Source organism: Micromonospora sp. WMMA1947 (genome assembly GCF_027497355.1).
GTDB lineage: Bacteria > Actinomycetota > Actinomycetes > Mycobacteriales > Micromonosporaceae > Micromonospora.
In genome coordinates this window covers 1,076,911-1,102,463 of the sequence record NZ_CP114909.1, presented here as the reverse complement: position 1 = coordinate 1,102,463, position 25,553 = coordinate 1,076,911, and the positions used below count along the sequence as shown (strand labels likewise).

Genomic DNA, 25,553 nt, shown 5'->3' with positions numbered 1-25,553 from the left:
GCCCCCGCCGCTGAACCGGCGGGGGCACCCGGCGCACTACAGCGGAATGTTGCCGTGCTTCTTCGGCGGCAGCGTCTCGCGCTTGGTGCGCAGCACCCGCAGCGCCCGCACGATCTGGGTACGCGTCTCGTGCGGCGGGATCACCCCGTCCACGTAGCCGCGCTCGGCGGCGATGTACGGGTTGGCCAGCGTGTCCTCGTACTCGGCGATCTTCTCGGCGCGGACCGCGGCCGGGTCCTCGGCGTTCGCCAGCTCCGCGCGGTAGAGGATGTTCACCGCACCCTGCGCGCCCATCACCGCGATCTGCGCGGTCGGCCACGCGAAGTTCAGGTCCGCGCCCAGGTGCTTGGAGCCCATCACGTCGTACGCGCCGCCGTACGCCTTGCGGGTGATGACGGTGACCTTCGGAACGGTGGCCTCGGCGTACGCGTAGATGAGCTTCGCGCCGCGGCGGATGATGCCGTCCCACTCCTGGCCGGTGCCGGGCAGGAAGCCGGGCACGTCCACGAAGGTGAGCACCGGGATGTTGAACGCGTCGCAGGTGCGCACGAACCGGGCCGCCTTCTCCGACGCGGCGATGTCCAGCGTGCCGGCGAACTGCATCGGCTGGTTCGCCACCACGCCCACCGGGCGTCCCTCGACGCGGCCGAAGCCGACCACCATGTTCTGCGCGTACAGCGGCTGCACCTCGAGGAACTCGCCGTCGTCGAGCACGTGCTCGATGACCCGGTGCATGTCGTACGGCTGGTTCGCCGAGTCCGGGATCAGCGTGTCCAGCTCCCGGTCCTCCTCGGTGACGTCGAGGATCGCGGGGGCGTCGAAGACCGGCGGCTCGTCCAGGTTGTTCGACGGCAGGTACGACAGCAGCGCCTTGACGTACTCGATCGCGTCCTCCTCGTCGGTGCCGAGGTAGTGCGCGTTGCCGCTGCGGGTGTTGTGGGTGCGGGCGCCGCCCAGCTCCTCCATGCCCACGTCCTCGCCGGTGACCGTCTTGATCACGTCGGGACCGGTGATGAACATGTGCGAGGTCTGGTCGACCATGACGGTGAAGTCGGTGACCGCCGGGGAGTAGACCGCGCCGCCCGCGCACGGGCCCATGATGAGCGAGATCTGCGGGATCACGCCGCTGGCCCGGACGTTGCGGAAGAAGATCTCGCCGTAGAGCCCGAGGGACGTGACGCCCTCCTGGATCCGCGCGCCGCCGGAGTCGTTGATGCCGACGACCGGGCAGCCGATCTTCATGGCGAGGTCCATCAGCTTGACGATCTTCTCGCCGAAGACCTCGCCGAGGGAGCCGCCGAAGACGGTGAAGTCCTGCGAGAAGACGCAGATCTGCCGGCCGTCCACGGTGCCGTAGCCGGTCACCACGCCGTCCCCGTACGGGCGGGTCTTCTCCAGCCCGAAGTTCGTCGAGCGGTGCCGGGCGAACTCGTCCAGCTCGACGAACGAGCCCTCGTCGAGGAGCATCTCGATCCGCTCGCGGGCGGTCTTCTTGCCCCGCGCGTGCTGCTTCTCGACCGCCCGTGCCGACCCGGCGTGCACCGCCTCGTCGAGCCGTCGCTCCAGGTCCGCCAGCTTGCCGGCGGTGGTGTGGATGTTGAACCCGGTGTCGGTAGTCACCCGTGGAATATAACGATGGTTCAGGTGTCTGAGGCTGTGCAGTGCGCCTCACCCGGGCCGTAGGCTGGCGGGATGCCCGGTTCGCCGTACACCGATCTGGACCGACCGCCGCTGTCGGCGGCCCGGCTGCGGCGCGCGCTGGTCGCGCCGAACGGGCCCTGGCGACGCTTGGAGCTGCTGGCCGAGACCGGCTCGACGAACGCGGACGCGGTGGCCGCGGCGCGGGCCGGCGAGCCGGAGGGCCTGGTGGTGGTCGCCGAGCGGCAGACCTCCGGGCGGGGGCGGCGGGGCCGCGTCTGGCAGTCGCCGCCGCGCGCCGGTCTCGCCACGAGCGTGCTGCTGCGGCCCGGCGAGGCGGACGCCGAGCGTGGCTGGTCGCCGGTGCCGGTCACCGGGTACGGCTGGCTGCCGCTGCTCGCCGGTGTCGCGCTGGTCGAGGCGGTACGCCTGCTGGCCGAGCTGGACGCGCGGCTGAAATGGCCGAACGACCTGCTGGTGGACGGCGCGAAGTGCGCCGGGGTGCTGGCCGAGGCGGTGCCCGGGGAGAACGACAGGCCGCCCGCGATCGTCGTCGGTGTCGGGCTGAACGTGACGCTGCGCGCCGACGAGCTGCCGGAGAACCCGACCGGGCTGCCGGCCACCTCGCTCCAGCTCGCGGGCGCCACCGCCACCGACCGGGATCCGCTGCTGCGGGCGCTGCTGCGCTCGCTCGCCGACTGGTACGAGCGCTGGCGTGACGCCGGAGGGGACGCGGAGGCCAGTGGGCTGCGTGAGGCGTATCTGGCCGGGTGCGCCACCGTCGGCCGCCAGGTGCGGGTGCTGCTGCCCGACGGCAGGGAGGCGCGCGGCACCGCCACCGGCGTGGACGGCGACGGGCAGCTCCTGGTCGAGGCGGGCGCCGAGACGCTGCGGCTGGCGGCAGGAGACGTGCTGCACCTGCGGTGAAAGGAAGGGCCCCTTGTTAACGCCTCCGGTAGAGGAAGGGCCCCCTGTTAACAGACCACGGGCAGCCGTCCGCGCGGCCGATGCCGGGCGGACGCGGCGACCGGTTACGGTCAGCGCGTCCTGTTCTGCGAGGAGGTTCCCCCGTGGCGTTCCCCGAAGACGTGCTCACCGAGGACGAGCACGTCGTGTTGCACCTGCACCCGCACTGGAAGGCCCTGATCCGGCCGGTCCTGGTGCTCGTGCTCGCCGTCGCGGCGGTCGTCGCCGGCTGGCTTCTGCTGCCCGACGGCAGCGGCGGCACGATCGCGCTCTACGCGATCGCCGTGGTCGCCCTGGTGCTGGTGCTGTGGCTGGGCCTGTGGCCGTTTCTGGTCTGGCGCACCACGCACTACCTGTTCACGAATGAGCGCGTCCTGCTCCAGCAGGGGGTGCTGTCGCGCAACCGGCGGGACCTGCCGCTGACCCGGATCAACGACCACGCGATGAACCAGCGCTTCGTGGAGCGGCTGCTCGGCTGCGGCACGCTGACCATCGAGTCGGCGGGTGAGCGCGGCCAGTCGGTGCTGCACGACGTGCCGGGCGTTGACAGGGTGCAGACGAAGCTCTACGAGCTGGTCGAGGCGCACCACGACAAGCACAGCCTGGGTGACGGCGAGATGCGCGAGATCCTGGCCGACATGTCCGAGGGCAAGTCCCTGCGCGACCAGCCCTGACCCGTCCGACAGAGAAGGCCGGCGCCCCGGAGAAGGGGTGCCGGCCTTTCGTCGTTCAGCGGCGGGCGCGGCGGGGCTGGAGTTCCGCGGCGAGTTCGGCGTCCAGGTCGGCACCGAGCGCGCCGAGCCCGGCGTCGGCGGGTGCGGGACGGCCCCGTGGTGGCGGGAAGTCGGCCGCCTGGCCGGCGCCCGGCGGCGGTTCCTCCTCCTCCAGCTCGCTCACCGACTCGGCCAGCTCGGCGACCGGGTCCATCTCGGCGACGTTGTCCCACTCGTCACGCGGCACCGAGTGCCAGGTCTCCTCGGCGTGCTTGGGCACCGGCTGGAAGACGAACGTCCGGTAGGACCAGAAGCGGAACAGCGTGGCCAGCAGGACACCGATGGTCTTGGCGACGTTCAGCGCGAGCAGGCCGTGTACGCCGAGGCCGTACTTGGCCAGGGCCAGGACGCCGAGTTCGATCAGCAGACCAGCACCGTTGAAAACGAAGAACAGGACGTATTCGCGGCGAAGTGCAGATTTCGGTCGATCGCGGTACGTCCAGTGACGATTCATCAGATACGACGTGATCGTGGCGACAATCGTCGCGATCACTGTCGCCTTCAGCTGGCCGTCGCGGAAAACCGTGAGTGCCAGAGCATTGAACACCGCGTAATTGATGACGGTGTTGATGCCACCGACGATGCCGAATTTGAGCGCCTCGTGGATGAACTTCTGCCAGCGCTCGGGCAGCAGACGGACTCCAGGCATGCGGAACACCTTAGGCAGTTGGCTGGGCCGGCGGGGCCCGGCGGGTCGGGATGGGCGGTTCGTCACGCCCCGGACTCTCGGTCGTGGCTCGTTGCCGGAACGGGAGGTGTTCCCGCCTCGACGAAGACGAACCGTCGGTACGACCAGAACCGGAAGAGCGTTCCCAGGCCGGTGCCGACGATGAAGCTGGCGATGTTGTCGGCCAGGGGGGTCTGAAACACCGCGGGCCAGATCGCGCCCAGCCCGTAGTGGCTGATCGCCAGGCAGGCCACTGCGATGCCGAGGCCGACCGCGTTGAAGAAGAAGAACAGTGCGTACTCGCGTGCCGGGTTCGACCGCTGCCGGTGCCGCCAGGTCCAGAACCGGTTGCCGAGGAAGGCGACGGTCGCGGCGATCACCGTGGAGATGGTCTTCGCGGCCAGGGGCGGCATGTCCCGGCCGCTGGACAGGTAGTTGAAGAGGACGAAGTCCACGACGAAGGCGAAGCCGCCGACGGTGGCGAACTTGCTCAACTCGTGGATGAGGTGACCGAAACGGTCGCGCAGTGCTCCGATCGGACCCCGACGGGTCTGCGGAGCGCCCGGTTGGTCTCCGGTCATCGTCGCGGCCACCCGCCGAGAGTACCGGTTGTCCGGTATCCGGGCGGACTCCAACGGCGAGTCGGCCACGACGCGGTCGCCGCGGCCGTCGCCGTCGGGCCACCCGCCTCGGGGAGGCCCCGCCCGTTCTCGATATCCGTGAGCAGAGCGTAACGCGCTGTGCGAATCTGTGGAGCGCATCACGGAATCGTCTTTCACGACATGTTCGTACGCTTCCCCGGGTCGGACGTCTCGGTCACTCCGGGGCCGGACCCGGCCGTCGAAGGTTCACCGCAGGATTTGCGTGAAACTGCGCGCGAAAGCGGGTATCAGATCGTGATGCCGCAGCGTGGCCGTACCTTGTGCAGTTCTTCACAACCAGTCCCACTGACTGACGAGGCAGTCCGGTTTACGCTGAGCCCAATCCCAGGTTTCCACGAGGCGGCGTACCAGCCCGCCGGAACTCGTGCACCCCATAGATCGGTCAGCGTCGACCACAAGGAGAAGTGACATGGTTGCTCCGGCTGCTGTTCGGGGTATCGATCAGGCCCCGACGTCCCACCCCAAGCTGCTGGCCTGGGTACGTGAGGTCGCGGAACTGACCACCCCCGACCGCGTGGTCTGGGTGGACGGGTCTGATGAGGAGTGGCGCCGCCTCACCGACGAACTCGTCGAGAACGGCACCCTGATCCGACTGAATCCCGAGAAGAAGCCCAACTCGTTCTACGCGCGTACCGACCCCACGGACGTCGCCCGGGTGGAGGAGCGCACCTTCATCTGCTCCGTCGACGAGGCGGACGCCGGCCCCACCAACAACTGGATGGCGCCGGCCGAGATGAAGCGGACGATGACGGAGCTGTACCGCGGCAGCATGCGCGGGCGCACCATGTACGTCATCCCGTTCTGCATGGGGCCCATCGAGGCCGAGAACCCCATGTTCGGCGTGGAGATCACCGACAGCCCGTACGTCGTCGCCTCGATGCGGATCATGACCCGGATGGGGTCGTCGATCCTGGAGGCGATGGGCGACGACGCCGACTTCGTGCACGCGCTGCACTCCATCGGCGCGCCGCTCGCGCCGGGTGAGCAGGACGTGGCGTGGCCGTGCAACGAGACCAAGTACATCTCGCACTTCCCGGAGACCCGGGAGATCTGGTCCTTCGGCTCCGGCTACGGCGGCAACTCGCTGCTCGGCAAGAAGTGCTACTCGCTGCGTATCGCCAGCGTGATGGGGCGCGACGAGGGCTGGCTGGCCGAGCACATGCTGATCCTCAAGATCACCTCGCCGGAGGGCAAGGTCTACCACATCGCCGGTGCCTTCCCGTCGGCCTGCGGCAAGACCAACCTCGCCATGCTGGAGCCGACCATCCCGGGCTGGAAGGTCGAGACCATCGGCGACGACATCGCCTGGATGCGGTTCGGCCAGGACGGCCGCCTCTACGCGATCAACCCCGAGTACGGCCTGTTCGGCGTCGCGCCCGGCACCGACTGGAAGACCAACGCGAACGCCATGCGGACGCTGGACCGGGGCAACTCCATCTTCACCAACGTGGCGCTGACCGACGACGGCGACATCTGGTGGGAGGGCATGGGTGAGCCGCCGGCGCACCTGATCGACTGGAAGGGCAACGACTGGACGCCGGAGAGCGAGAACCTCTCCTCGCACGCGAACAGCCGTTTCTGCACCCCGATCACGCAGTGCCCGATCCTGGCCGACGACTACTACGACCCCAACGGCGTGCCGATCGACGCGATCCTGTTCGGTGGCCGTCGCCGGGACACCATCCCGCTGGTCACCGAGGCGCGCGACTGGGTGCACGGCGTCTACATGGGCGCCACGCTCTCCTCGGAGACGACCGCCGCCGCCTCCGGCGCGGTCGGCGTGGTCCGCCGCGACCCGATGGCCATGCTGCCGTTCATCGGCTACAACGCCGGCGACTACTTCCGGCACTGGATCGAGATGGGCAAGGGCGCGGACGGCGACGAGTCCAAGCTGCCCAAGATCTACTACGTGAACTGGTTCCGCAAGGACGCCGAGGGCAACTTCCTCTGGCCGGGCTTCGGCGAGAACTCCCGCGTGCTCAAGTGGGTCATCGAGCGGCTGGAGGGCCGGGCCGAGGCCGTGGAGACGCCGATCGGCATGGTCCCGGCGCAGGACGCGCTCGACGTCGAGGGCCTGGACATGACCCCGGAGGACGTCCGGATCGCGCTGAAGGTCGACGCGGACGAGTGGCGCAACGAGCTGCCGCTGGTCACCGAGTGGTTCGAGAAGTTCGGGGACAAGCTCCCCGGCGTGCTCTGGGCCGAGCTGGACGCGCTGCGCGCCCGCCTCGACGCGGAGCCGCAGAAGTAACAGGTGTGCCGGTTGCCCGAGCCGGGCACCATCGGATGCCATGAGGACGGCCGCTGAACCTGTCGAGGGCCGGCGGCCGTCCGCCGTCCGGGCGCTCACCACGCTGCTCGCCGTGACCGCGGCGGCCACCGTCGTGGTCGAGCTGCTCAACTACTGGTACGCCCCGGAGCAGGAGTTCGGTCTGGCCGTACGCACCGGCTGGGCGATGCTCCGGTCGCTCGGCTTCCTGCTGCTGATCGGCCACGTGAACAAGGGCCGGGTGGGCGCCCGGCCGTTCGGGCTGATCCTGGCGGTGACCACGATCTTCGCGGTCGGGCGGCTGATCGTGCCCCGGCAGGGGGTGCCCGCGCTGCCCGGCCTGGTCGGGTTCGCCGTGCTCACCGCGCTCTGCGTCGCCGTGGTGGTGCTGCTGTACCGCTCCGAGGCGATCCGCGCCCACCTGGTCCGGCACCGCAAGGGCCTGGTCGTCGAGGGCGGGACGATCGCCTGGCGGGAGATGGCGCCGAAGCGCCCGCAGGCGAACGGCTGGCTGCTCACCGCCCGGGTCGCGGCGTTCACCTACAGCCCGCTGATGCTGGTGCCGGCGCTGGTGGCGACCGGTGCCGTGCTGGACGGACGGCTGGCCGCCGTACCAGCAGTGATCTTCTGGTTCGGCGCGGGCATCGCGGTCAGCTACGCCGTGCTGTTCTGCACCGCCTTCCTGCTGCGCGACAAGGCGTGGGCGCGGAAGGCCCTGGTGGTCGTCACCCTCGGCGTCCTCGCGATCGACCTGCCGCTGTGCTGGTGGCTGCTCGGCACCGACGGCCTGATCCGCGACGGCGCCCCCCTGGTCACGGCCGCCGCCCTGACCCTCTGGTCCCTGCACCGAGCCACCCGCACCCCCACCCCACCCCGTTGACCATGAAGTTGGCGGCGATTTCGATCTCCGTTGATGCCGTCAACCTCATGATCGTCGCCCGGGGCTGGGCGCGGCGGGGCAGGATGAGGGGGTGTGGGACGTGGTGGTGGTGGGGGCGGGGCCCGCTGGGGCCGCGGCGGCGCTCGGTGCGCGGCGGGCCGGGGCCGCGCGGGTGCTGCTGCTCGACCGGTCCGGCTTCCCCCGCGACAAGGCGTGCGGGGACGGCATCGCCGCGCACGCGCTGGACGTCCTCGCCGAGCTGGGCGTGACCGGGGCGGTCGACGGCTACGCACCGCTGCCCGCGCTGCGCCTGGTCGGCCCCGGCGGCGGCACCGTCGCGAGGACGCTGCCGCGGCCCGCGTACACGGTGCCCCGCCAGGTGTTCGACGCACGCCTGGTGGCGGCGGCGGTGGCGGCCGGTGCGGAGTTGCGGCGGCACACGGTACGCCGGGTGGAGATCGCCGCCGACCGGGTGCTGCTCGACGGAGAGCTGTCCGCGCGGGCGGTGGTCGGCGCGGACGGCGCCGGATCGGTGGTACGCCGCGCGCTCGGCCACCCGGTCAACCCGGACCGGCACCTGGCCCTCGCCATCCGGGGCTACGCGCCGGCCCCGGCCGGGCCGCCCGAACAGCTCATCGTCACGTCGGCGGCGCGCTGGCCCGCGTACGCCTGGGCCTTTCCGATCGGCGACGGTCGCGCGAACGTCGGGTACGGGGAGGTGCTGCGCGGTGAGCCGCTGACCCGCGCGCACCTGCTGGACCGGATGGCCGTGCTGCTCCCCGACGTCGACCCGGCCACGGTGACCGACCTGCGGGCGCACCACCTGCCGTTGTCCACCCACCGGCCGGCGCCCGGCCGGGGACGGGTGCTGCTGGCCGGGGACGCGCTGTCGCTGATCAACCCGTTCACCGGCGAGGGCATCTTCTACGCGCTGCGCTCGGGCGCGCTCGCCGGCGCGGCGGCGGCCGGCCACCCGGCCGGGGCCGCCCGGGCGTACGCCGCCGCGCTGCGCGTCCGGCTCGGCACCCACCTGCGGCACAGCTCGGTGGCGGCGTGGCTGGCCCGTCGGCGCCGGGTGGTCGACGCGGCGGTCGGCGCGGCCGGGCGGGACGAGCGCGTCTACCGCACGGTGGTGGAGCTGGGACTCGGCGACGGCCGGCTGGATGCGCGCACCCTGATGGCGATCGGCGCGGACCTGCCGCGACCGCGCCGGACCGGCACACCCTCAGGTGATATGCCACCGAGACACTGATCTCTCCCGCGGGTCGCTACCCTGCAAGGTGATGACTCTGCGGAAACTCCTCTACTCCGTGTACGAGCGCCGGCTGACGGCGAAGCTCGCGGGCAAGCCCGTACCCGCACACGTCGGCGTGATGTGCGACGGCAACCGCAGATGGGCCCGGGAGATGGGCTTCGTCGACCCGAACGACGGCCACCGGATGGGCGCCGAACGGATCAAGGAGCTGCTCCGCTGGTGCGACGCGGCCGGCGTCGGGCACGTCACGCTCTGGCTGCTCTCCACCGACAACCTCTCCCGCCCGGCCGCCGAGCTGGACCCGCTGCTTCAGATCATCGAGGACCTCACCACCGAGCTGGCCGAGGAGGGCAACCCCTGGCGGCTGCGGATGGTCGGTGCGCTCGACGTACTGCCGGCGCAGCACGCCGCCGCGCTCAAGGCCGCCGAGGAACGCACCCGCGACCGCGACGGCGGGGCTCAGGTCAACATCGCGGTCGGGTACGGCGGCCGGCGTGAGATCGCCGACGCGGTCCGCTCGCTGCTGGTGGAGCACGCGGCGAGCGGCGGCACGATCGAGGAGCTGGCCACCTCGCTCGACGTCGACCACATCTCCGAGCACCTCTACACGAAGGGGCTGCCGGACCCGGATCTGATCATCCGGACCAGCGGCGAGCAGCGGCTCTCCGGTTTCATGCTCTGGCAGAGCGCGCACTCGGAGTTCTACTTCTGCGAGCTGAACTGGCCCGACTTCCGCAAGGTCGACTTCCTGCGTGCCCTGCGCTCCTACGCCACCCGCCAGCGCCGCTTCGGCACCTGACCCCCTCGCCACGCCCCCTTGCCCCGCCCCGCCCCGCCTCGGCGATCTTGCACTTTCGGCCCCGAGGGCGCGGCTTATGCCCCCTTTTGCCGGGGCGGCAAGTGCAAGATCGCGGAGAGGTCGGGCCTCGGGGGCGGGGCCGGGGGCGTCAGCGGAGGTGGGGGAGGGCGGCGGTGAGGAAGTCGGCCAGGGCCGCGGGGGAGTCCAGCGTCAGGTCGGCGGCGTCGGCCACCTCGTGACCCGTCTCCGGGTTGGCGACCGCGACGCAGACACCGATGAAGTCGGGATCGTCGGCGGCGCGGGCGCGCAGCGCGGCGAACGCCTTGATGTCGGAGACGTCGTCACCGAAGTACCAGGCGCCACCGGCGTCCCGGACCGTCTCGCCGATCACCATGCCCTTGTCCCGGTCGACTGGGGGCTTCAGTTCCAGCACCATCCGGCCCGGCTGGGCGCGCAGGCCCAGCCGCTCGGCCTGCGCCCGGCCCCACTCCTGCACCAGGCCGCCGAGCTGCGGGGCGGTACGCCAGTGCAGCGCGACGGAGAGCCGCTTGTATTCGACCAGTGCGCCGGGCGGCAGTTCAGCACGGGCCTGCTCGGCCAGCTCGGACATGGTCGGCACCCACGGCAGGGCGGCCGGCTCGGTGACCGTCTCACCGCCGGAGTGGCTGTGCTCCAGGCCGTAGAGCCCGTACAGGTCGATGCCGGCGAGGCCGCCGAGGTGGTCGCGGAGGAAGTCCACCGGGCGGGCGGAGACGATGGCGATCCGGCGGACGTGCGGGGCGAGCGCCTCCAGCGCGGTGAGCACGTTGGGCGCGGGCCGTACGGCCGTGGGGTCGTCGTCGACGGGCGCCAAGGTGCCGTCGAAGTCGAAGAAGAGGACGACGTCACCCGCGCGGGCGGCGGTCGCACGCCAGGCGTGCTCCGCGTTCAGCGGGGTCTTCGGCTGCTGGTTGCCCAGATTCAACGGCGGCACGCGCGTCAGCGTACCCCGCGCCGGGCGGCGTATTCGTGGCCGAGATGTGACGTCGGAACGTCGGGGATCAGCGTTCGGCGGCTCCTCGTCCCCGGCGACCGAACGGCACCACGGCCGCCTCCTGCCCGTGGCTGAGCAGGTAGCCCTCCACGAAGCCGGTGTTGCGGTCGCCGGTGTGCGCCTCGATCTCGTTGAGCCGCGCCACCAGGAACTCGGTGAGCGCGCTGACCCGGTCGTTGAGCCGATCGTGCAGCTCGGCGACGACGGCGAGGATGACCGCGGTGCCGGCCGTGGTGAGCGCGAAAAGGTTGACGACCAGGGGAAGCTGCCCGCCGTCCAGTACGCCGACCACCACGTTGCCGGTCACGCACGATGTCAGCGACACCACCGCGACCACGACTGCCAACCATTTCAGGGTCATGGACAGACCCCTCCTTCTGTCCCGCAGGGCTGGGTTCGGCTGTATCCCGTCCCCCCGCCGATGACGAGCCCTCAGCAGTACAAACGTGGACGCTAGCGGGTCCGATCCGTCCCCGAGGCGAAACGATCGGGTCTGACCTTCCGTTCTTTCGCCATCTGAGGAACTACCCGGCCTGTTTACCCCTATTTCGGACACCGCCCGGCAAGGTTGGGCGGTATGCGAGGTAACGAATGGTTTCTCGAATGTGGAACTTCTCCGCGTCGGACACGCTCGGGTCGACCAGCCGGCGCAGCAGCGCCTCCACGTCCGGATCCATCGGGGGCGGTGTCGGCGCGGTACGCGGCCCGGCGGCCCGGTCCCAGCCGAGTGCGGTGAACGCGGCTGCCGGGTCGAGGCCCAGCCCTTCGCAGAAGGCGACCACCCGTTCCGCCTCGGGGTCGCTGGCCCAGTCGCCGCGTACCCATCGGTTGATGGTCTGGCGGGAGACGCCGGTGCGCCGGGAGACCTCGGTGCCGCTCCAGGCCCGCAGCGCGCGGGCGTCGTCGAGCGCGCGCCGGACGAAGGTGGCGAACGCGATCTTCCGTGCGTTGGTCGTCTCGGTCACCCCGTGACGGTACGGCCAGTCGGTCCCGAGAGGCTGGCTCGGCACGCTGCTGTCACGCCGACGTGACGATGGTCCGGAGTTTCCGGTAAACGATTGAGTGCTGCTCCTGAGGGGTGTCACCCGGGCAGAATAGATGGACGCCAGTACGGCGGCAACGGCCTGAAAAGCTGATACTGTCACGCTCATGAGACAACTTACGGTGTGTCACGTGCTTGAGACGACGAGTGCTCACATGCGTCACTCCGCGGGTGCCGAGGGGGTTTCGTGACCGAGCTCGCGACCCGCGCCCAGGCCTTCGGGCTGATCGCGGACGGAGTCTCCGCCGGGCTGAGCGCCCCCTGGCGTCTCTACCTCGCCCGCGGGTGCCGGTACCTCTCGCTCAGCGTCGGCGACCGGGGGGAGTGGGACGCCTGGCGGACCCACCTCGGCTGCCCCGAGCTGAGCGTGCGCGTCTACGACTCCGGCGGGGAGATCCGCCGGTCGTCGGTGGCCGAGGTGATCCTCGACGGCTGCCGGATCAGCGTCGAGCTGGTCGAGGAGGTCAGCACCGACGACCTGGAGCGGCTGCTCGTGGCCGACCCACTCACCGGGACGGACGAGCGATGACCCCCTTTCTCGCCGTGGTGCTCGTCCTGGTGCTCGGGTCGACCTGCTACGCGGCCGGTCGCCTGCACGGCCAGCTCAGCTACCGCATCGGCTACCGGTTCGGCTACCGCCAGGGCTACTTCGACGGCGACCGAGGCGCCTGGAACCGCCGCCGCCGCGACGCCCAGGCGGCGATCGCCTCCGCACTGTCCGGTCCCAGTCCCACGGTGGTGACCTCGGCCGGGCGCTCGGCCGTGCCGTTCGCCGGCACCTCCGTACCCGCGGCGGTCGCGGCCCGGCCCGGCTCCGCCCCGGCCGTGCGGGTCACCGCCACCGCTCAGCTCGGCGCCGTGGGCCGGGTGGGCACCACGTACACCGGATCGTCCTTCGGCGCGGCCGGCGCCGGCCCCCGGGCCGGCACGCTGGTGCGCCGGCAGGGCTGAGGCCCGCGCCGCGACGCGGCGCCGCAGTGGACGACCGGCCGGGGTGCGCGCAGGGGGCATGCATCCCGGCCGGTTCCGGTGCGCCGGTCACTCGAACGGGTGTACGTCCGGCGACGACCGCACGATGATCCACGCGCGCCTCTAGCCGCGCGGCCCCGTGGCGATTAGCGTCTAGGCATGGCACGGGGTTTTCCCGGGCCATCCGGACAGCCCGGACCTGCGTCCTCGCGCACGGGGCCCGCATCCGACCCCGTGTCCTCCGGGCACCGGAAGAGGCGGAACTCGGGTGGCCGGGTGCCCATCCGCGGAGCAGGCCTGTGACCACTCGCCGTACCCCCGCCGGAGCCGAGCAGCCCCCGGCCTCGACCGCCCCGACCCGCCGGACCACCCGCAGCCGCCGTGGCGCCGCCGCGGAGGCCGAGGAGCCTCGACCAGCCGGACCGGCCTTCGTCCTGGACACCTCGGTTCTGCTGTCCGACCCGGCGGCGTTCCACCGCTTCGCCGAGCACGAGGTGGTGTTGCCGCTGGTGGTCATCTCCGAGCTGGAGGGCAAGCGGCACCATCCCGAGCTGGGCTGGTTCGCCCGTCAGTCGCTGCGCATGCTGGACGAGCTGCGCGTGCGCCACGGCCGGCTGGACCGTCCGGTGCCGGCCAACGACCAGGGCGGCACGCTGCGGGTGGAGCTGAACCACACCGACGACGGGGTGCTGCCGCCCGGGTTCCGCAACGAGTCCAACGACGCGCGCATCCTGTCGGTGGCGCTCAACCTGGCCGCCGAGGGGCGCGAGGTGACGCTCGTCAGCAAGGACATGCCGCTGCGGGTGAAGGCGGCCTCGGTGGGCCTGCGCGCCGACGAGTACCGGCACGGCCAGGCCAGCGACCCGACCTGGACCGGAATGGCCGAACTGGACCTGGCCGAGGAGGAGATCGGCCGGCTGTACGCGGGGGAGGCGCTCGACGTCGACGCGGCGGCGGGCCTGCCCTGCCACACCGGCCTGGTGCTGCACTCGGGACGCGGCTCGGCGCTGGGCCGGGTGCTGCCGGACAAGACGATCCGCCTGGTCCGGGGCGACCGGGAGGCGTTCGGTGTGCACGGACGCTCGGCGGAGCAGCGGGTCGCGCTCGACCTGCTGCTGGACGAGTCGATCGGCATCGTGTCGCTGGGTGGACGGGCCGGCACCGGCAAGTCCGCGCTGGCGCTCTGCGCCGGCCTGGAGGCGGTGATGGAGCGGCGCCGGCACAAGAAGGTGATCGTGTTCCGTCCCCTGTACGCGGTGGGTGGTCAGGAACTCGGCTACCTGCCCGGGTCGGAGTCGGAGAAGATGTCGCCCTGGGCGCAGGCCGTCTTCGACACGCTCGGCGCGGTGGTGCACGAGAACGTGCTGGAGGAGGTCACCTCGCGCGGGCTGCTGGAGGTGCTGCCGCTGACCCACATCCGCGGCCGGAGCCTGCACGACGCGTTCGTCATCGTGGACGAGGCGCAGTCGCTGGAGCGGGGCGTCCTGCTGACCGTGCTGTCCCGGATCGGTCAGGGGTCGCGGGTGGTGCTCACCCACGACGTGGCCCAGCGGGACAATCTGCGAGTCGGCCGGCACGACGGGGTGACGGCGGTGATCGAGGCGTTGAAGGGGCATCCCCTCTTCGCGCACGTCACGCTCAGCCGATCGGAGCGTTCTCCGATCGCCGCTATGGTCACCGATCTGCTGGAGGACATCCCCGGCTGACTGCCGCTTCTGCCCTACTTTGTCCGCATTTTTAGGGTGACGCAGATCACTTTTGTGCCCGGCCATTTCCCACCGGCCTCACTGTGCGCAATGGTGTCCATCGAGCGTCACCTACCACTCGGGAGCCGGACACGGCCCGGAGTCACACCGGTACCGGTGCGCTCACGGCGCCGGCGTGACCCGAACCCGGTCATGCGCGTGCCGTGTCCCTGCCCCCGACGAAGGGAAACTTCGTGAGTCGGCTCTGGAGCCGGTTCGGCGCCCGTACGGCCGCTGTCGCGCTGCTCTCCGTGGGCGTCGCCGGCGGCTTCTATCTGGGTGAGGATCGACAGACCCAGCAGCAGGGCCTGACCGCGCAGGTCGGCCTGGAGGTCGACCAGGCGGAGTACGCGTACCAGCGTGACCGGCTGTCCGACCACCGCGTGGACTCGTCCCGGCAGCGTGCCGCCGAGTACCAGGCGAAGCTGCGTGCCGCAGCGGCGGCGAAGGAGGCCGCCGAGCGGGCCAAGAAGGCCGAGGCGGCCGCCGCCACCCGCAAGAAGGAGCGGGCCGCGGCCGAGGAGGAGGCGGAGGCCAAGGTCAAGCCGTACAACGGCCCGATCCCGTCCTCGTGCGCGGAGTACAGCGGCAACCGGAAGGTCGGTTGCGCCATCATGCTCGACAAGGGCTTCGGCATCGACCAGTTCCCCTGTCTGGACAAGCTCTGGACCAAGGAGAGCGGCTGGAACCCGAAGGCTTCCAACAGCTCCTCCGGGGCGTACGGCATCCCGCAGGCCGTGCCGGGCAGCAAGATGGCCTCGGTGGCCGACGACTGGAAGACCAACCCGGCGACCCAGATCACGTGGGGGCTCGGCTACATCAAGGGCCGGTACGACACCCCCTGCGGCGCCTGGCAGAAGTCGCAGAGTTCGGGCTGGTACTGACATCACGGCGACGGCGGGACACACGGGGAGACCCGGTGTCCCGCCGTCGTCGTATCGGCCCTCGACTGGCGGCCTGCCACTTTTGCTGATAGCTCTTGGTAGGTGACCTGGCCCGACAGCCTCCGCGGCGGCGACCCTCACCGGTTCGGCACCGATGCGTTCTACGCGGCGCTCGGCCGCGCCTTCGTCGCCATGTGCGCGGTCGTGCCGGTGCTGTTCCTCATCGAGGCGCTCGACGTCGGCCTGCGGCTCGGCCTGGACTACACCGCCGGCATCATCCCGCGGCGGATCCAGGGCCTCGACGGCGTCTTCTTCTCACCGTTCCTGCACGCAGGCTGGAACCACCTCTACAGCAACAGCATCCCGCTGATCCTGCTGGGCACGTTCGTGCTCGCCGCGGGCACCCGCCGGTTCCTCTGGTCGACCGGGGTCATCATCCTGGTCAGCGGTCTGGGCGTCTGGTTCACCGGGTCGCCGAACTCGGTGGTGGTCGGCGCCAGCGGCGTGATCTTCGGCTACCTCGGCATCCTGCTCACCCGGGGCGTCGTCGAGCGGAGCTGGTGGAACTTCGCCGTCGGCCTGCTCGTCGGATTGCTCTACGGCTGGCAACTGCTCGGCATCCTCCCCACCGACGAGCGCGTCTCCTGGCAGGGCCACCTGTTCGGGCTGCTCGGCGGCGTCGTGGCGGCGATCCTGTTCCGCCGCCGCAGGGACACCGACGACGCCGACCGCCTCGGCTCACCGAGGATGACGCTGCCCTGACGGCGCGTTGATCAGACCCCGGGACATGCTTGCCCGCGGCCACCCGCCCGCCTACCGTTTCCGCATCAGCGTGGGTTGATCCCGAAGCGGAAAGTGACGGTGAGCCATGCGCGAGGTCGATGTCGCCGTGATCGGGGCCGGTCCTGCCGGGCTCTTCGCCGCCTACTACGCCGGTTTCCGCGGACTCTCCGTGGCCGTGATCGACGCGCTGCCCGAGCCGGGCGGCCAGGTCACCGCGATGTACCCGGAGAAGCTGATCCTCGACGTCGCCGGCTTCCCCGCGATCAAGGGCCGCGAGCTGGTCGCGAACCTGGTCGCCCAGGCGGCGCCGTTCCACCCCGACTACGTGCTCGGCGTACGCGCGGAGAAGCTGTCCTACCTCGACGGCCGGCCGGTGCTGGGCCTTGCGGGCGGCGAGCAGTTCAGCTGCGGCGCGGTGGTGGTCACCGGCGGGCTCGGCAGCTTCACGCCCCGGCCGCTGCCGGTCGCGGAGAGCTTCACCGGCGGCGGCATCGTCTACTTCGTGCCGCAGCCGGCGGAGCTGACCGACCGGCACGTGCTCATCGTCGGCGGCGGCGACTCGGCGTTCGACTGGGCCGCCACGCTCGCCCCGCTGGCCCGGTCGGTGACGCTCGTGCACCGACGCGACCGCTTCCGGGCACACGCCGCCACCATCGAGCGCGTCCGCGCGCTGCCGGTGCGGATCGTCGTCAACGCCGAGGTGAGCCGACTGTACGGCGAGGAGACCGTCACCGGCGCCGAGCTGACCGTACGCGGCGGCGAGGTGGAGACGCTGCCGGTGGACACGGTGGTGGCCGCGCTCGGCTTCACCGCCGACCTCGGCCCGCTCGCCGAGTGGGGGCTGAACATCGACCGGCGGCACATCGTGGTGGACAGCGCGATGGCCACCAACCTGCCCCGTGTGTTCGCCGCCGGCGACATCACCGAATATCCGGGCAAGGTCCGCCTGATCGCCACCGGCTTCGGCGAGGCCGCCACGGCTGTGAACAACGCGGCTGTCGTCATCGACCCGACCGCGCACCTGTTCCCCGGTCACTCCTCCGACGGCACCTGACGCCGACGGCGTCAGGGCAGGCCGATGAGGTCCGCCATCAGGCCGATCTGGTGGTCGAAGTACTCGTCGCGGTGCGGCAGCGCCCGGTTGATCCGGCCGAACAGCTCGAAGCTGATCAGCCCGAACAGCTGGGTCCAGCCGGCCATGCCGCGGGCCAGCAGCGCGGGTGGCACGTCCATGCCGATCTGCTCGACCAGTTCGGTCACGTCGCCGCGTAGCGGCTCGGGCAGTTCCTCGCCGGGCGGGGCGAGCCGGCCGGCGGCCAGTCCGTCGCGCAGGATGCCGATCAGGGTCACCGGTGGGCGCTGGGCCGGCGCGACCGTCTCGTCGGGGGCGGCGTACCCGGGCACCGGGCTGCCGTAGAGCAGCGCGTACTCGGCGGGGTGGGCCAGCGCCCAGGCGCGGGCGGCCCGGCAGACGGCGAGCCAGCGTCCGCGCAGGTCGGCCGGGTCGGCGCCGGCGTCGGCCGCCTCCACCGCGTCGCCGAGCGCGTCGTACGCCTCGAGGATCAGCGCGGTGAGCAGGTCGTCGCGGCTGGGGAAGTAGCGGTAGATCGCCGAGGAGACCATGCCGAGGTCGCGGGCCACCGCGCGCAGGGAGAGGTTCGCGCCGTCGGTGTCCAGGTGTCGGCGGGCCACCGTCTTGATCTCTTCGATCATCCCGGCGCGGACCCGGGCGCGGAGCGAGGGAGCGACCATGCCCTCACTCTGCCACGGATGAGAGCAGCAATCAAAAGAGAGAGCACTGCTCTTGACGGTACCGCCCGCATGAGTCATGCTCTGTTTCGAGAGCGGTGCTCTCGCTTCGGACAACTGCTTCAGCAAAGGTGGAACCTGTCATGGCACTGCACGTGATCGTCGGCGCCGGTCCCGTCGGCACCGCCACCGCCCGCCTCCTCGCCGAGCGCGGCGAGCGCGTGCGCATGATGACCCGGCGCGGCACCGGCCCCGAGCACCCGGCGATCGAGCGGGTGGCCGCTGACGCCGCCGACGCGGACCGGCTCGCCGCGCTCACCGAGGGCGCAGACGCGCTCTACAACTGCGCCAACCCGGAGTACCACACGTGGCAGACGGACTGGCCGCCGCTCGCAGCCGCCCTGCTCACCGCCGCCGAGCGCAGCGGCGCCGTGCTCGCCACAGTCGGCAACCTCTACGGGTACGGCCGGGTCGACGCACCGATGACCGAGGCCACCCCGCTCGCCGCCACCGGCGTCAAGGGCCGGGTCCGCAACCGGATGTGGGCCGACGCCCTGGACGCCCACCGCGCCGGCCGGGCCCGGATCACCGAGGTACGCGGATCCGACTACATCGGCCTCGGCGGCAAGTCGCTGCCCATGATGGTGCTGCCCAAGGTGCTCGCCGGGCGGCGGGTGTTCCTGCCGGTCGCCTGGGACGCGCCGCACACCTGGACGTACGTGGGAGACGTCGCCCGTACCCTCGTGGCCGCCGCCACCGACCCGCGGGCCTGGGGACGGGCCTGGCACGTGCCGAGCGCGCCCCCGATGTCCATGCGGGCGCTCGCCGACCGGGCGGCGGAGCGGGCCGGGGCGCCGGCACCCCGGCTGACCCGGATGCCCCACCCGGTGCTCTGGCTCGGTGGCCTGGCCGACCCGTTCGCCCGGGAGATGCGGGAGACCGCGCACCAGTTCGCCCGGCCGTTCGTGATGGACTCCACCGCCGCCAGCGAGACGTTCGGGATCGAGGGAACGCCGCTGGACCGGGTCGTCGACGAGATGGTCACCGGCCTGCGCGCCGCCGCGCCCGCCGCCGCCCGTTAGGGGCGGCGGGCCGGGCCGAAGGCGGCGACGAGCACGGCGACCATGGTCAGCGCCGCGCCGAGCAGCGTGTCCAGCCCGGGGTGCGAGGCGGCGGTCGGCAGCACCAGGTCCAGCAGCACGGCGCCGACGATCTGCCCGGCGATCGTGGCCAGGCCGAGCAGCAGCACCCCGGTGAACCGGACGAGGGCGGCGGCCAGCGCGATGAACACGATGCCGAGCGGGCCGCCGAGGTAGAGCCACGGCTCGTCCGGGAACGCGCCGGCCGGTCGGCCGCGTACCGCCAGGTCCACCGCGAAGGTCACGAGCAGTGCCGCCGTGCCGACTGTGAAGTTCACGAGCGTGGCGGTCATGGCGCTGCCCGCGGCCGCCCGGACCCGCCCGTTCACCGCCTGCTGCCAGGCGATGCCCACCCCGGCCGCCAGCGGCAGCAGGGCCAGCGCCAGCGCCTGCGGGTCACCGAGGCGGTCGCCCACCGCCAGCAGGACGGCGAGCACGGTGAGCACCGCACCGATCAGCCGGTTCGGGGTGACCGGCTGACGGCCGGCCGGGCCGATGCCGGCCCGGTCGACGAGCAGGCTGCTGCCGGACTGCCCGGCCACCACCGCGACGGTGAAGACCGCCACGCCGAGCGCGCCGATGGTCAGCCCCTGCGTCGCCACCAGGAACGCGCCGCACACGCCGCCCAGGCACTGCCACGGGCGCAGCGAGCCGGCGCGCAACGCACCCCGCAGGGCGGCCAGTCCCCGCCGTCCACCGGGGGTGGCGGGGACCAGCACCAGCAGGATCAGCAGACCCACACCGAACGAGACCACCGCGGCGGCGATCCCGTCGGCCAGGCGTACGCCCAGCTCGCCGTTGATCCGGGACTGGACGGCGACCATCACGCCCGAGGCGGTGGCCAACCCGACACCGGCGACACGTCGCCCGGTCGACAGCGTCGGCGGTGCCGGTGGTGCCGCCGTCCCGGCTCGGCTCACTCCTGCTCGGCCAGCGGGCGGCCGTCGAAGTCGACGGCCGAGTAGAGGGCGAGCTTCTCCAGACGGTGGTACGAGTCGATCACCCGGATCGTGCCGCTCTTGGAACGCATCACGATCGACTGCGTGTACGCCCCGCCCGAGCGGTAGCGCACGCCGCGCAGCAGGTCGCCGGAGGTGACGCCGGTGGCCACGAAGAAGCAGTTGTCGCCGGTGACCAGGTCGTCGGTGAACAGTACCCGGTCCAGGTCGTGCCCGGCGTCCAGCGCCTTGCGGCGCTCGTCGTCGTCCTTCGGCCAGAGCTTGGCCTGCATCATGCCGCCCATGCACTTGAGCGCGCAGGCGGCGGTGATGCCCTCCGGGGTCCCGCCGATGCCCATCAGCACGTCCACGTCCGACTCGCCGCGGGCCGCCGCGATGGCACCGGCGATGTCGCCGTCGGAGATGAACCGGATCCCCGCGCCGGTACGCCGGATCTGCTTGACCAGGTCGTCGTGACGTGACCGGTCCAGCACGCACACGGTCACCTCGGCGGCGTCGGTGCCCTTGACCTTGGCGATCCGGTTGATGTTCTCGGCCACGCCGGCGTTGATGTCCACCACGTCGGCGTACATCGGGCCGACCGCCAGCTTCTCCATGTAGAAGACCGCGCTCGGGTCGAACATCGCGCCGCGCTCGGCCACCGCGAGCACCGCCAGCGCGTTCGGCATGCCCTTGCTCATCAGCGTGGTGCCGTCGATCGGGTCGACCGCCACGTCCACCTCGGGGCCGGTCCCGTCGCCGACCTCCTCGCCGTTGAACAGCATCGGGGCGTTGTCCTTCTCGCCCTCGCCGATCACCACGACGCCGCGCATCGGAATCGAGTTGATCAGCTTGCGCATGGCGTCGACCGCTGCGCCGTCGCCGCCCTCCTTGTCGCCCCGGCCGACCCAGCGGCCGGCGGCCATCGCCGCGGCCTCGGTCACCCGGACCAGATCGAGGGCGAGGTTGCGGTCGAGATCCTGGGGCGTCCGCGTACTGGTGGTTGTCATGGCGGCCTCCTCGCGACGTTGCGGGGTGGGACCGGCGGCCACCGCCGCCGGTTTTGTCGCTGATCCTCACACGATCTCAGGTTCGCCGTCCCGGCGGGGCGGAGGAGGCCAGGATCACGTCCCCCGGTGGGCTGCGACAATGGCCGGGTGGAAGCCGCGCAGCCTGCCGACCGCACACCGACCGACGCCACCCCGCCGGAGGGACAGCCGCCGGTCCGACCGGACGGCGGCCCGACCCCGCCCGAGGGGCAGCCCGCGCTCGTCGCGGACCGGGGCGAGCCGGCCGCCGTGGCGGACACCCCCGCGCCGCCCGCCGGCAAGGAGAAGGCCCGGTCCGAGCGGTCGCCGAAGGACATGGCGCTGTCCCTGCTGATCCTGCTGGTCCCGATCGCGCTGCTGCTCGCCTTCTACCGGGGCTTCCTCGGCGGTGACTCGCCGGTGACCGTCGACCCGGCGCCCGCGCTGGAGCAGGCCCGCTCCGCGAACGTGTTCCCGGTCAGCGAACCGACCGGGCTGGGTGACGACTGGCGTACGGTGAACGCCCGCTTCCGCACCGAGGCGGACGGTTCGACGCTGCGGATCGGGTACGTGACCCCGGAGGGCCGGGGCGCGCAGCTCGTGGAGAGCAACGTCCCGGCGGAGAAGCTGCTGTCCGCGGAGCTGACCGAGGGGCAGCCGCAGGGCGCGGCCGACCTGCCCGACGGGCTGAGCTGGCAGCGCTACACGGCGCGCGGCAACGAGCAGGCACTCGTCCTGCTGGAGCCGGACCGCACCGTGATCGTGGTCGGTGACGCGGGCGAGACGGAGCTGCGCAAGCTCGCCGCGTCGCTGCGCTGACGTCCTCCCTCCGGGTGAGGCGGGATTGCGGAACCCCGCTTCCGGGAACAGAAGGGACATCGAGCCCGGACGACCCACCTGGAGAGGTTGACGTGAAGATACGACGCTTCAGCGCCACCGCGTTCGCCGCGGCGCTGCTCATTCCCGGCCTGGCGGCCTGCAACGGCGACGCGACGACCTCCGGCGCCTCCGCGACCCCGAGTGCCTCCGGCAGCGTCGCACCGAGCGCCACGGCGTCCAGCAGCGCGGCCAAGCAGGCTCTGCTCGACTCCACGAACGCGATCCGCGAGGGCAACTTCAAGTTCACCATGACCGGCGCGGGCTCCACCGCCGAAGGGCAGGTGCACGAGCCGAGCCAGAGCGCCGACATGCGGATGACCATCGGCGACCCGGCGTCGGACCTGATGATGAAGCTGGACCTCATCCACGCCAAGCCGGACAGCTGGGTCAAGCTGGAACTCGGCGGCTCGGCGGCCGCGCAGATCCCCGGCGTGAAGAACCTGAACACCGGCAAGTACCACCACCTCGACCAGAACCGGATCAAGGGCAACCGGTCGCTGGGCTTCGACTTCGAGAAGCTCGACCCGGCCGGCAGCGCCGTCCTCACCCAGGGCATCACCGAGGTACGGCAGACCGGCGAGGGCGCGTACGAGGGCACCGTCGACGTGTCGAAGGCCGCCGAGGCGGGTTCGCTCGACCCGGCCGTGATCACCGCGCTCGGGGCGCAGGCCCAGTCGGTGCCGTTCACCGCCAAGGTCGACACGCAGGGCCGGCTCAGCGAGATGGTGCTCAAGATCCCGGCCGCCGGCCAGAACGCCGCGCAGGATCTGAAGATCACCTACACCGACTACGGCAACGCGGCCCCGGCCCAGAAGCCCTCGGCGGACCAGGTCGTGGAGGCCCCCGCCGAGCTGTACAACCTGTTCAACTGACCTCTGCGGTGGGGTTCGGCGCGATCGCCGAACCCCACCGTCAGTCCTCGGTACGCTGCCGCGCGGCGTCGATGCGGGCGCGGGCGCCGTCCAGCCAGCGCTGGCACACCCCGGCGAGCTGCTCGCCGCGCTCCCAGAGGGCCAGCGACTCCTCCAGCGAGGTGCCGCCCGCCTCCAGCTTCTCCACCACCGAGGCCAGCTCGGCGCGGGCCTGCTCGTAGCTGAGCTGTTCGTCCTGCTTCGTCCCGGTCATGTCCCTCATCCCTCAGCCGTCGACGGTGGCGGTCAGCTCGCCCTCTGCGAGGCGTACCCGCAGTGGATCGCCCTTGGCGACCTCGGCGGCCGCGCGGACGACGTGGCCGTCGGCGCGCTGCACGATCGCGTAGCCACGCTCCAGCGTGGCCGCCGGCGACAGCGCGCGCAGCCGGGCCAGCGTGTGCCGCAGGTCGTCGGTGGCGCCCCGCAGCCGGTGCTCCAGCGACCGGCCGGCGCGGTCGCGGAGCGCGGACACGTCCACCGCCCGCTGCTCGACCATCACCTGCGGCCGGGCCAGCACCGGGCGGGAGCGCAGCAGGTCGATCCGGTGCTGCTCCCGGTCGACCAGGTGACGAACGGCCCGTTCCAGTCGGGACCGGGCCTGGCCGATCAGGCGGACCTCCTCGGTCAGGTCCGGCACGATGCGCTTCGCCGCGTCGGTCGGGGTGGAGGCGCGCACGTCGGCCACGTAGTCGAGCAGCGGCGCGTCCGTCTCGTGGCCGATCGCGCTGACCACCGGGGTGCGGCAGGCGAAGACCGCCCGGCACAGCGCCTCGTCGGAGAAGGGCAGCAGATCCTCGATGCCGCCGCCGCCCCGGGCGATGACGATCACGTCGACGGCCGGGTCGGCGTCGAGCACCTTCAGCGCCCCCACGATGTCGGGCACCGCGCTCGGCCCCTGCACCGCCACGTTGATCGTGCGGAAGTCGACGGCGGGCCAGCGGCGGCGGGCGTTCGTCAGCACGTCGCGCTCGGCCGCGGAGGCGCGGCCGGTGATCAGGCCGACCCGGCCCGGCAGGAACGGCAGCCGCCGCTTGCGGGCCCGGTCGAACAGGCCCTCGGCCGCGAGCAGCTTCTTGAGCTTCTCCAGCCGGGCCAGCAGCTCACCGAGACCGACCTGGCGGATCTCGTCGGCGCGCAGGCTGAGCGTGCCCCGTGCGGCGTAGAACTCGGGCTTGGCGTGCAGCACCACCCGGGCGCCCTCGCGCAGCTCCGGAGCGCCCGCGTCGAGCACGTCCCGGTTGGTGGTGACGGTCAGGCTGAGATCGGCCGACGGGTCACGCAGCGTGAGGAAGACGGTGCTCGCGCCGGGCCGCCGGCTGATCTGCGCGACCTGGCCGTCGACCCACACCCAGCCGAGGCGGGCGATCCAGGCGCCGACCTTCTGGCTGACCACCCGGACCGGCCACGGCTCCTCGGCCGTGCTCCGTCCGTCCGGTGCCCCCCGGCCGTCCTCTCCCGCGCTCACCCGCCCACCCTACGGCCCGGGACCGACAGCGCCCGCGTGCGCCTCGCGGCCGCTGCCGCGCGGGAGAGCGGCACGTACGATGGGCGGGTGACTGACGCTGAGACGACTCCCCGGACCGGCAAGCGCGTGCTCCTGGCCAACCCGCGCGGCTACTGCGCGGGCGTGGACCGGGCGGTGCAGACCGTCGAGGAGGCGCTGAAGCTCTACGGCGCGCCGATCTACGTGCGCAAGCAGATCGTGCACAACAAGCACGTGGTGCGCACGCTGGAGGCCCAGGGCGCGATCTTCGTGGAGGAGAACGAGGAGGTGCCCGAGGGCGCCACCGTCATCTTCTCCGCCCACGGCGTCGCCCCCGAGGTCTACGAGCAGGCCAAGCAGCGCTCGCTGCGGGCGATCGACGCCACCTGCCCGCTCGTCACGAAGGTGCACCACGAGGCCCGCCGGTTCGCCGCACAGGACTACGACATTCTTCTCATCGGCCACGAGGGGCACGAGGAGGTCATCGGCACCGCCGGTGAGGCGCCCGCCCACATCCAGCTCGTGGACGGCCCGGACGGGGTCGACAAGGTCACCGTGCGCGACCCGGAGAAGGTGGTCTGGCTCTCCCAGACCACGCTGTCGGTGGACGAGACGCTGGAGACGGTGGCCCGGCTCAAGAAGCGGCTGCCGCTGCTCCAGTCGCCGCCCAGCGACGACATCTGCTACGCGACCTCCAACCGCCAGCACGTGGTCAAGGAGATCGCCCCCGAGTGCGACGTGGTGATCGTGGTCGGCTCGCGCAACTCCTCGAACTCGGTCCGCCTGGTCGAGGTGGCGCTGGACGCCGGGGCCCGTGCCGGGCACCTGGTCGACTTCGCGCACGAGATCGAGGACGCCTGGCTCACCGGCGCCCGGACCGTGGGTGTGACCTCCGGCGCGAGCGTGCCCGACGAGCTGGTCCAGCAGGTGCTCGCGTACCTGGCCGAGCGCGGCTTCGGCGACGTCGAGGAGATCACCACCGCCGACGAGCGGCTGACGTTCTCGCTGCCGCAGGAACTCAAGCGCGACATGAAGGCCGCCGCCGCGGCCCGCGGCTGACC

The 25,553-nt window shown here is 71.9% G+C and carries 27 protein-coding genes and 1 pseudogene; 16 read left to right on the top strand and 12 right to left on the bottom strand.

Annotated elements, in window-relative coordinates:
* Positions 1–36: 36 nt before the first annotated feature.
* Complete coding sequence (locus O7604_RS05220) at positions 37–1,620, bottom strand: acyl-CoA carboxylase subunit beta (protein WP_281579020.1); 1,584 nt, start codon at positions 1,618–1,620, stop codon at positions 37–39.
* A 72-nt stretch (positions 1,621–1,692) separates the two neighbouring features.
* On the opposite strand from O7604_RS05220, the gene O7604_RS05215 reads away from it, so the two are divergent.
* Together O7604_RS05215 and O7604_RS05210 are read left to right on the top strand one after the other, a co-directional pair.
* On the top strand, positions 1,693–2,565 hold the full coding sequence (locus O7604_RS05215) for a biotin--[acetyl-CoA-carboxylase] ligase (protein ID WP_281579019.1): 873 nt from the start codon (positions 1,693–1,695) through the stop codon (positions 2,563–2,565).
* A 143-nt stretch (positions 2,566–2,708) separates the two neighbouring features.
* The gene (locus O7604_RS05210) at positions 2,709–3,278 is read left to right on the top strand and encodes a PH domain-containing protein (RefSeq protein ID WP_281579018.1); all 570 of its coding nucleotides are present in this window, start codon (positions 2,709–2,711) and stop codon (positions 3,276–3,278) included.
* Between the two features lie 55 nt (positions 3,279–3,333).
* Here O7604_RS05210 and O7604_RS05205 read toward each other — a convergent pair whose 3' ends face one another.
* The 3 genes and pseudogenes from O7604_RS05205 to O7604_RS29555 all read right to left on the bottom strand — a co-directional run.
* The gene (locus O7604_RS05205) at positions 3,334–4,026 is read right to left on the bottom strand and encodes a GtrA family protein (RefSeq protein WP_281579017.1); all 693 of its coding nucleotides are present in this window, start codon (positions 4,024–4,026) and stop codon (positions 3,334–3,336) included.
* A 62-nt stretch (positions 4,027–4,088) separates the two neighbouring features.
* Positions 4,089–4,625 carry a GtrA family protein gene (locus tag O7604_RS05200; protein WP_332367328.1) on the bottom strand — a complete coding sequence of 179 codons (537 nt, stop codon included), beginning with the start codon at positions 4,623–4,625 and terminating at the stop codon, positions 4,089–4,091.
* 259 nt (positions 4,626–4,884) lie between these two features.
* Positions 4,885–4,980, bottom strand: a pseudogene (locus O7604_RS29555) (GtrA family protein); the annotation flags it as partial.
* 135 nt (positions 4,981–5,115) lie between these two features.
* On the opposite strand from O7604_RS29555, the gene O7604_RS05195 reads away from it, so the two are divergent.
* The 4 genes from O7604_RS05195 to O7604_RS05180 all read left to right on the top strand — a co-directional run bounded on the left by O7604_RS05195 (position 5,116) and on the right by O7604_RS05180 (position 9,909).
* Positions 5,116–6,957, top strand: a complete 1,842-nt coding sequence (locus O7604_RS05195; protein ID WP_281579016.1) for a phosphoenolpyruvate carboxykinase (GTP) — start codon at positions 5,116–5,118, stop codon at positions 6,955–6,957.
* 40 nt (positions 6,958–6,997) lie between these two features.
* Positions 6,998–7,855 (top strand): hypothetical protein, encoded by an 858-nt coding sequence (locus O7604_RS05190; protein ID WP_281579015.1) that lies wholly within the window; start codon positions 6,998–7,000, stop codon positions 7,853–7,855.
* Positions 7,856–7,919: 64 nt separating this feature from the next.
* A complete protein-coding gene (locus O7604_RS05185; protein ID WP_281579919.1) occupies positions 7,920–9,107 on the top strand; it encodes a geranylgeranyl reductase family protein in 1,188 nt (395 codons plus the stop codon).
* Positions 9,108–9,138: 31 nt separating this feature from the next.
* On the top strand, positions 9,139–9,909 hold the full coding sequence (locus O7604_RS05180; RefSeq protein WP_269702184.1) for an isoprenyl transferase: 771 nt from the start codon (positions 9,139–9,141) through the stop codon (positions 9,907–9,909).
* Positions 9,910–10,057: 148 nt separating this feature from the next.
* On the opposite strand, the gene otsB is transcribed toward O7604_RS05180, so the two are convergent.
* The 3 genes from otsB to O7604_RS05165 form a co-directional block, all read right to left on the bottom strand.
* Complete coding sequence (otsB, locus tag O7604_RS05175; RefSeq protein ID WP_281579014.1) at positions 10,058–10,882, bottom strand: trehalose-phosphatase; 825 nt, start codon at positions 10,880–10,882, stop codon at positions 10,058–10,060.
* 67 nt (positions 10,883–10,949) lie between these two features.
* Positions 10,950–11,303, bottom strand: coding sequence for a hypothetical protein (locus tag O7604_RS05170; RefSeq protein ID WP_013284062.1), 354 nt, complete (start codon positions 11,301–11,303; stop codon positions 10,950–10,952).
* A 163-nt stretch (positions 11,304–11,466) separates the two neighbouring features.
* Positions 11,467–11,907 (bottom strand): XRE family transcriptional regulator, encoded by a 441-nt coding sequence (locus O7604_RS05165; protein ID WP_269702182.1) that lies wholly within the window; start codon positions 11,905–11,907, stop codon positions 11,467–11,469.
* 264 nt (positions 11,908–12,171) lie between these two features.
* Here O7604_RS05165 and O7604_RS05160 point away from each other — a divergent pair, with 264 nt between their 5' ends.
* The 6 genes from O7604_RS05160 (at position 12,172) to O7604_RS05135 (ending at position 17,419) form a co-directional block, all read left to right on the top strand.
* Positions 12,172–12,513, top strand: a complete 342-nt coding sequence (locus O7604_RS05160; RefSeq protein WP_269702181.1) for a hypothetical protein — start codon at positions 12,172–12,174, stop codon at positions 12,511–12,513.
* Entirely contained in the window at positions 12,510–12,935 is a 426-nt protein-coding gene (locus O7604_RS05155; RefSeq protein WP_269702180.1) for a hypothetical protein, read from the top strand. Before O7604_RS05160 ends, O7604_RS05155 begins: the two co-directional genes overlap by 4 nt.
* 317 nt (positions 12,936–13,252) lie before the next feature.
* Complete coding sequence (locus tag O7604_RS05150) at positions 13,253–14,659, top strand: PhoH family protein (RefSeq protein WP_281579013.1); 1,407 nt, start codon at positions 13,253–13,255, stop codon at positions 14,657–14,659.
* Between the two features lie 233 nt (positions 14,660–14,892).
* Positions 14,893–15,582 carry a transglycosylase SLT domain-containing protein gene (locus O7604_RS05145; RefSeq protein ID WP_269702178.1) on the top strand — a complete coding sequence of 230 codons (690 nt, stop codon included), beginning with the start codon at positions 14,893–14,895 and terminating at the stop codon, positions 15,580–15,582.
* A gap of 102 nt (positions 15,583–15,684) precedes the next feature.
* Positions 15,685–16,344 carry a rhomboid family intramembrane serine protease gene (locus tag O7604_RS05140; protein WP_281579012.1) on the top strand — a complete coding sequence of 220 codons (660 nt, stop codon included), beginning with the start codon at positions 15,685–15,687 and terminating at the stop codon, positions 16,342–16,344.
* A gap of 106 nt (positions 16,345–16,450) precedes the next feature.
* Positions 16,451–17,419 carry an NAD(P)/FAD-dependent oxidoreductase gene (locus O7604_RS05135; protein ID WP_269702176.1) on the top strand — a complete coding sequence of 323 codons (969 nt, stop codon included), beginning with the start codon at positions 16,451–16,453 and terminating at the stop codon, positions 17,417–17,419.
* Positions 17,420–17,430: 11 nt separating this feature from the next.
* Here O7604_RS05135 and O7604_RS05130 read toward each other — a convergent pair whose 3' ends face one another.
* Positions 17,431–18,117: a TetR/AcrR family transcriptional regulator gene (locus O7604_RS05130; RefSeq protein ID WP_269702175.1), complete on the bottom strand. Its 687-nt coding sequence runs from the start codon at positions 18,115–18,117 to the stop codon at positions 17,431–17,433.
* 140 nt (positions 18,118–18,257) lie between these two features.
* Here O7604_RS05130 and O7604_RS05125 point away from each other — a divergent pair, with 140 nt between their 5' ends.
* Entirely contained in the window at positions 18,258–19,196 is a 939-nt protein-coding gene (locus O7604_RS05125) for an NAD-dependent epimerase/dehydratase family protein (protein ID WP_281579011.1), read from the top strand.
* On the opposite strand, the gene O7604_RS05120 is transcribed toward O7604_RS05125, so the two are convergent.
* Together O7604_RS05120 and glpX are read right to left on the bottom strand one after the other, a co-directional pair.
* Positions 19,193–20,131 carry a DMT family transporter gene (locus O7604_RS05120; RefSeq protein WP_269706916.1) on the bottom strand — a complete coding sequence of 313 codons (939 nt, stop codon included), beginning with the start codon at positions 20,129–20,131 and terminating at the stop codon, positions 19,193–19,195. The genes O7604_RS05125 and O7604_RS05120 overlap by 4 nt on opposite strands.
* A 38-nt stretch (positions 20,132–20,169) precedes the next feature.
* A complete protein-coding gene (gene glpX / locus O7604_RS05115) occupies positions 20,170–21,201 on the bottom strand; it encodes a class II fructose-bisphosphatase (protein WP_120573972.1) in 1,032 nt (343 codons plus the stop codon).
* Between the two features lie 147 nt (positions 21,202–21,348).
* Here glpX and O7604_RS05110 point away from each other — a divergent pair, with 147 nt between their 5' ends.
* A complete protein-coding gene (locus O7604_RS05110) occupies positions 21,349–22,038 on the top strand; it encodes a DUF4245 family protein (protein WP_281579010.1) in 690 nt (229 codons plus the stop codon).
* A 92-nt stretch (positions 22,039–22,130) separates the two neighbouring features.
* A complete protein-coding gene (locus tag O7604_RS05105) occupies positions 22,131–22,970 on the top strand; it encodes a hypothetical protein (protein ID WP_269702172.1) in 840 nt (279 codons plus the stop codon).
* Between the two features lie 40 nt (positions 22,971–23,010).
* On the opposite strand, the gene O7604_RS05100 is transcribed toward O7604_RS05105, so the two are convergent.
* Positions 23,011–23,223 carry an exodeoxyribonuclease VII small subunit gene (locus tag O7604_RS05100; RefSeq protein WP_135243344.1) on the bottom strand — a complete coding sequence of 71 codons (213 nt, stop codon included), beginning with the start codon at positions 23,221–23,223 and terminating at the stop codon, positions 23,011–23,013.
* A 12-nt stretch (positions 23,224–23,235) separates the two neighbouring features.
* Positions 23,236–24,474 carry an exodeoxyribonuclease VII large subunit gene (gene xseA / locus O7604_RS05095; protein ID WP_281579009.1) on the bottom strand — a complete coding sequence of 413 codons (1,239 nt, stop codon included), beginning with the start codon at positions 24,472–24,474 and terminating at the stop codon, positions 23,236–23,238.
* An 87-nt stretch (positions 24,475–24,561) separates the two neighbouring features.
* Here xseA and O7604_RS05090 point away from each other — a divergent pair, with 87 nt between their 5' ends.
* Positions 24,562–25,551, top strand: coding sequence for a 4-hydroxy-3-methylbut-2-enyl diphosphate reductase (locus O7604_RS05090; protein WP_281579008.1), 990 nt, complete (start codon positions 24,562–24,564; stop codon positions 25,549–25,551).
* The last annotated feature ends 2 nt before the right edge of the window (positions 25,552–25,553 follow it).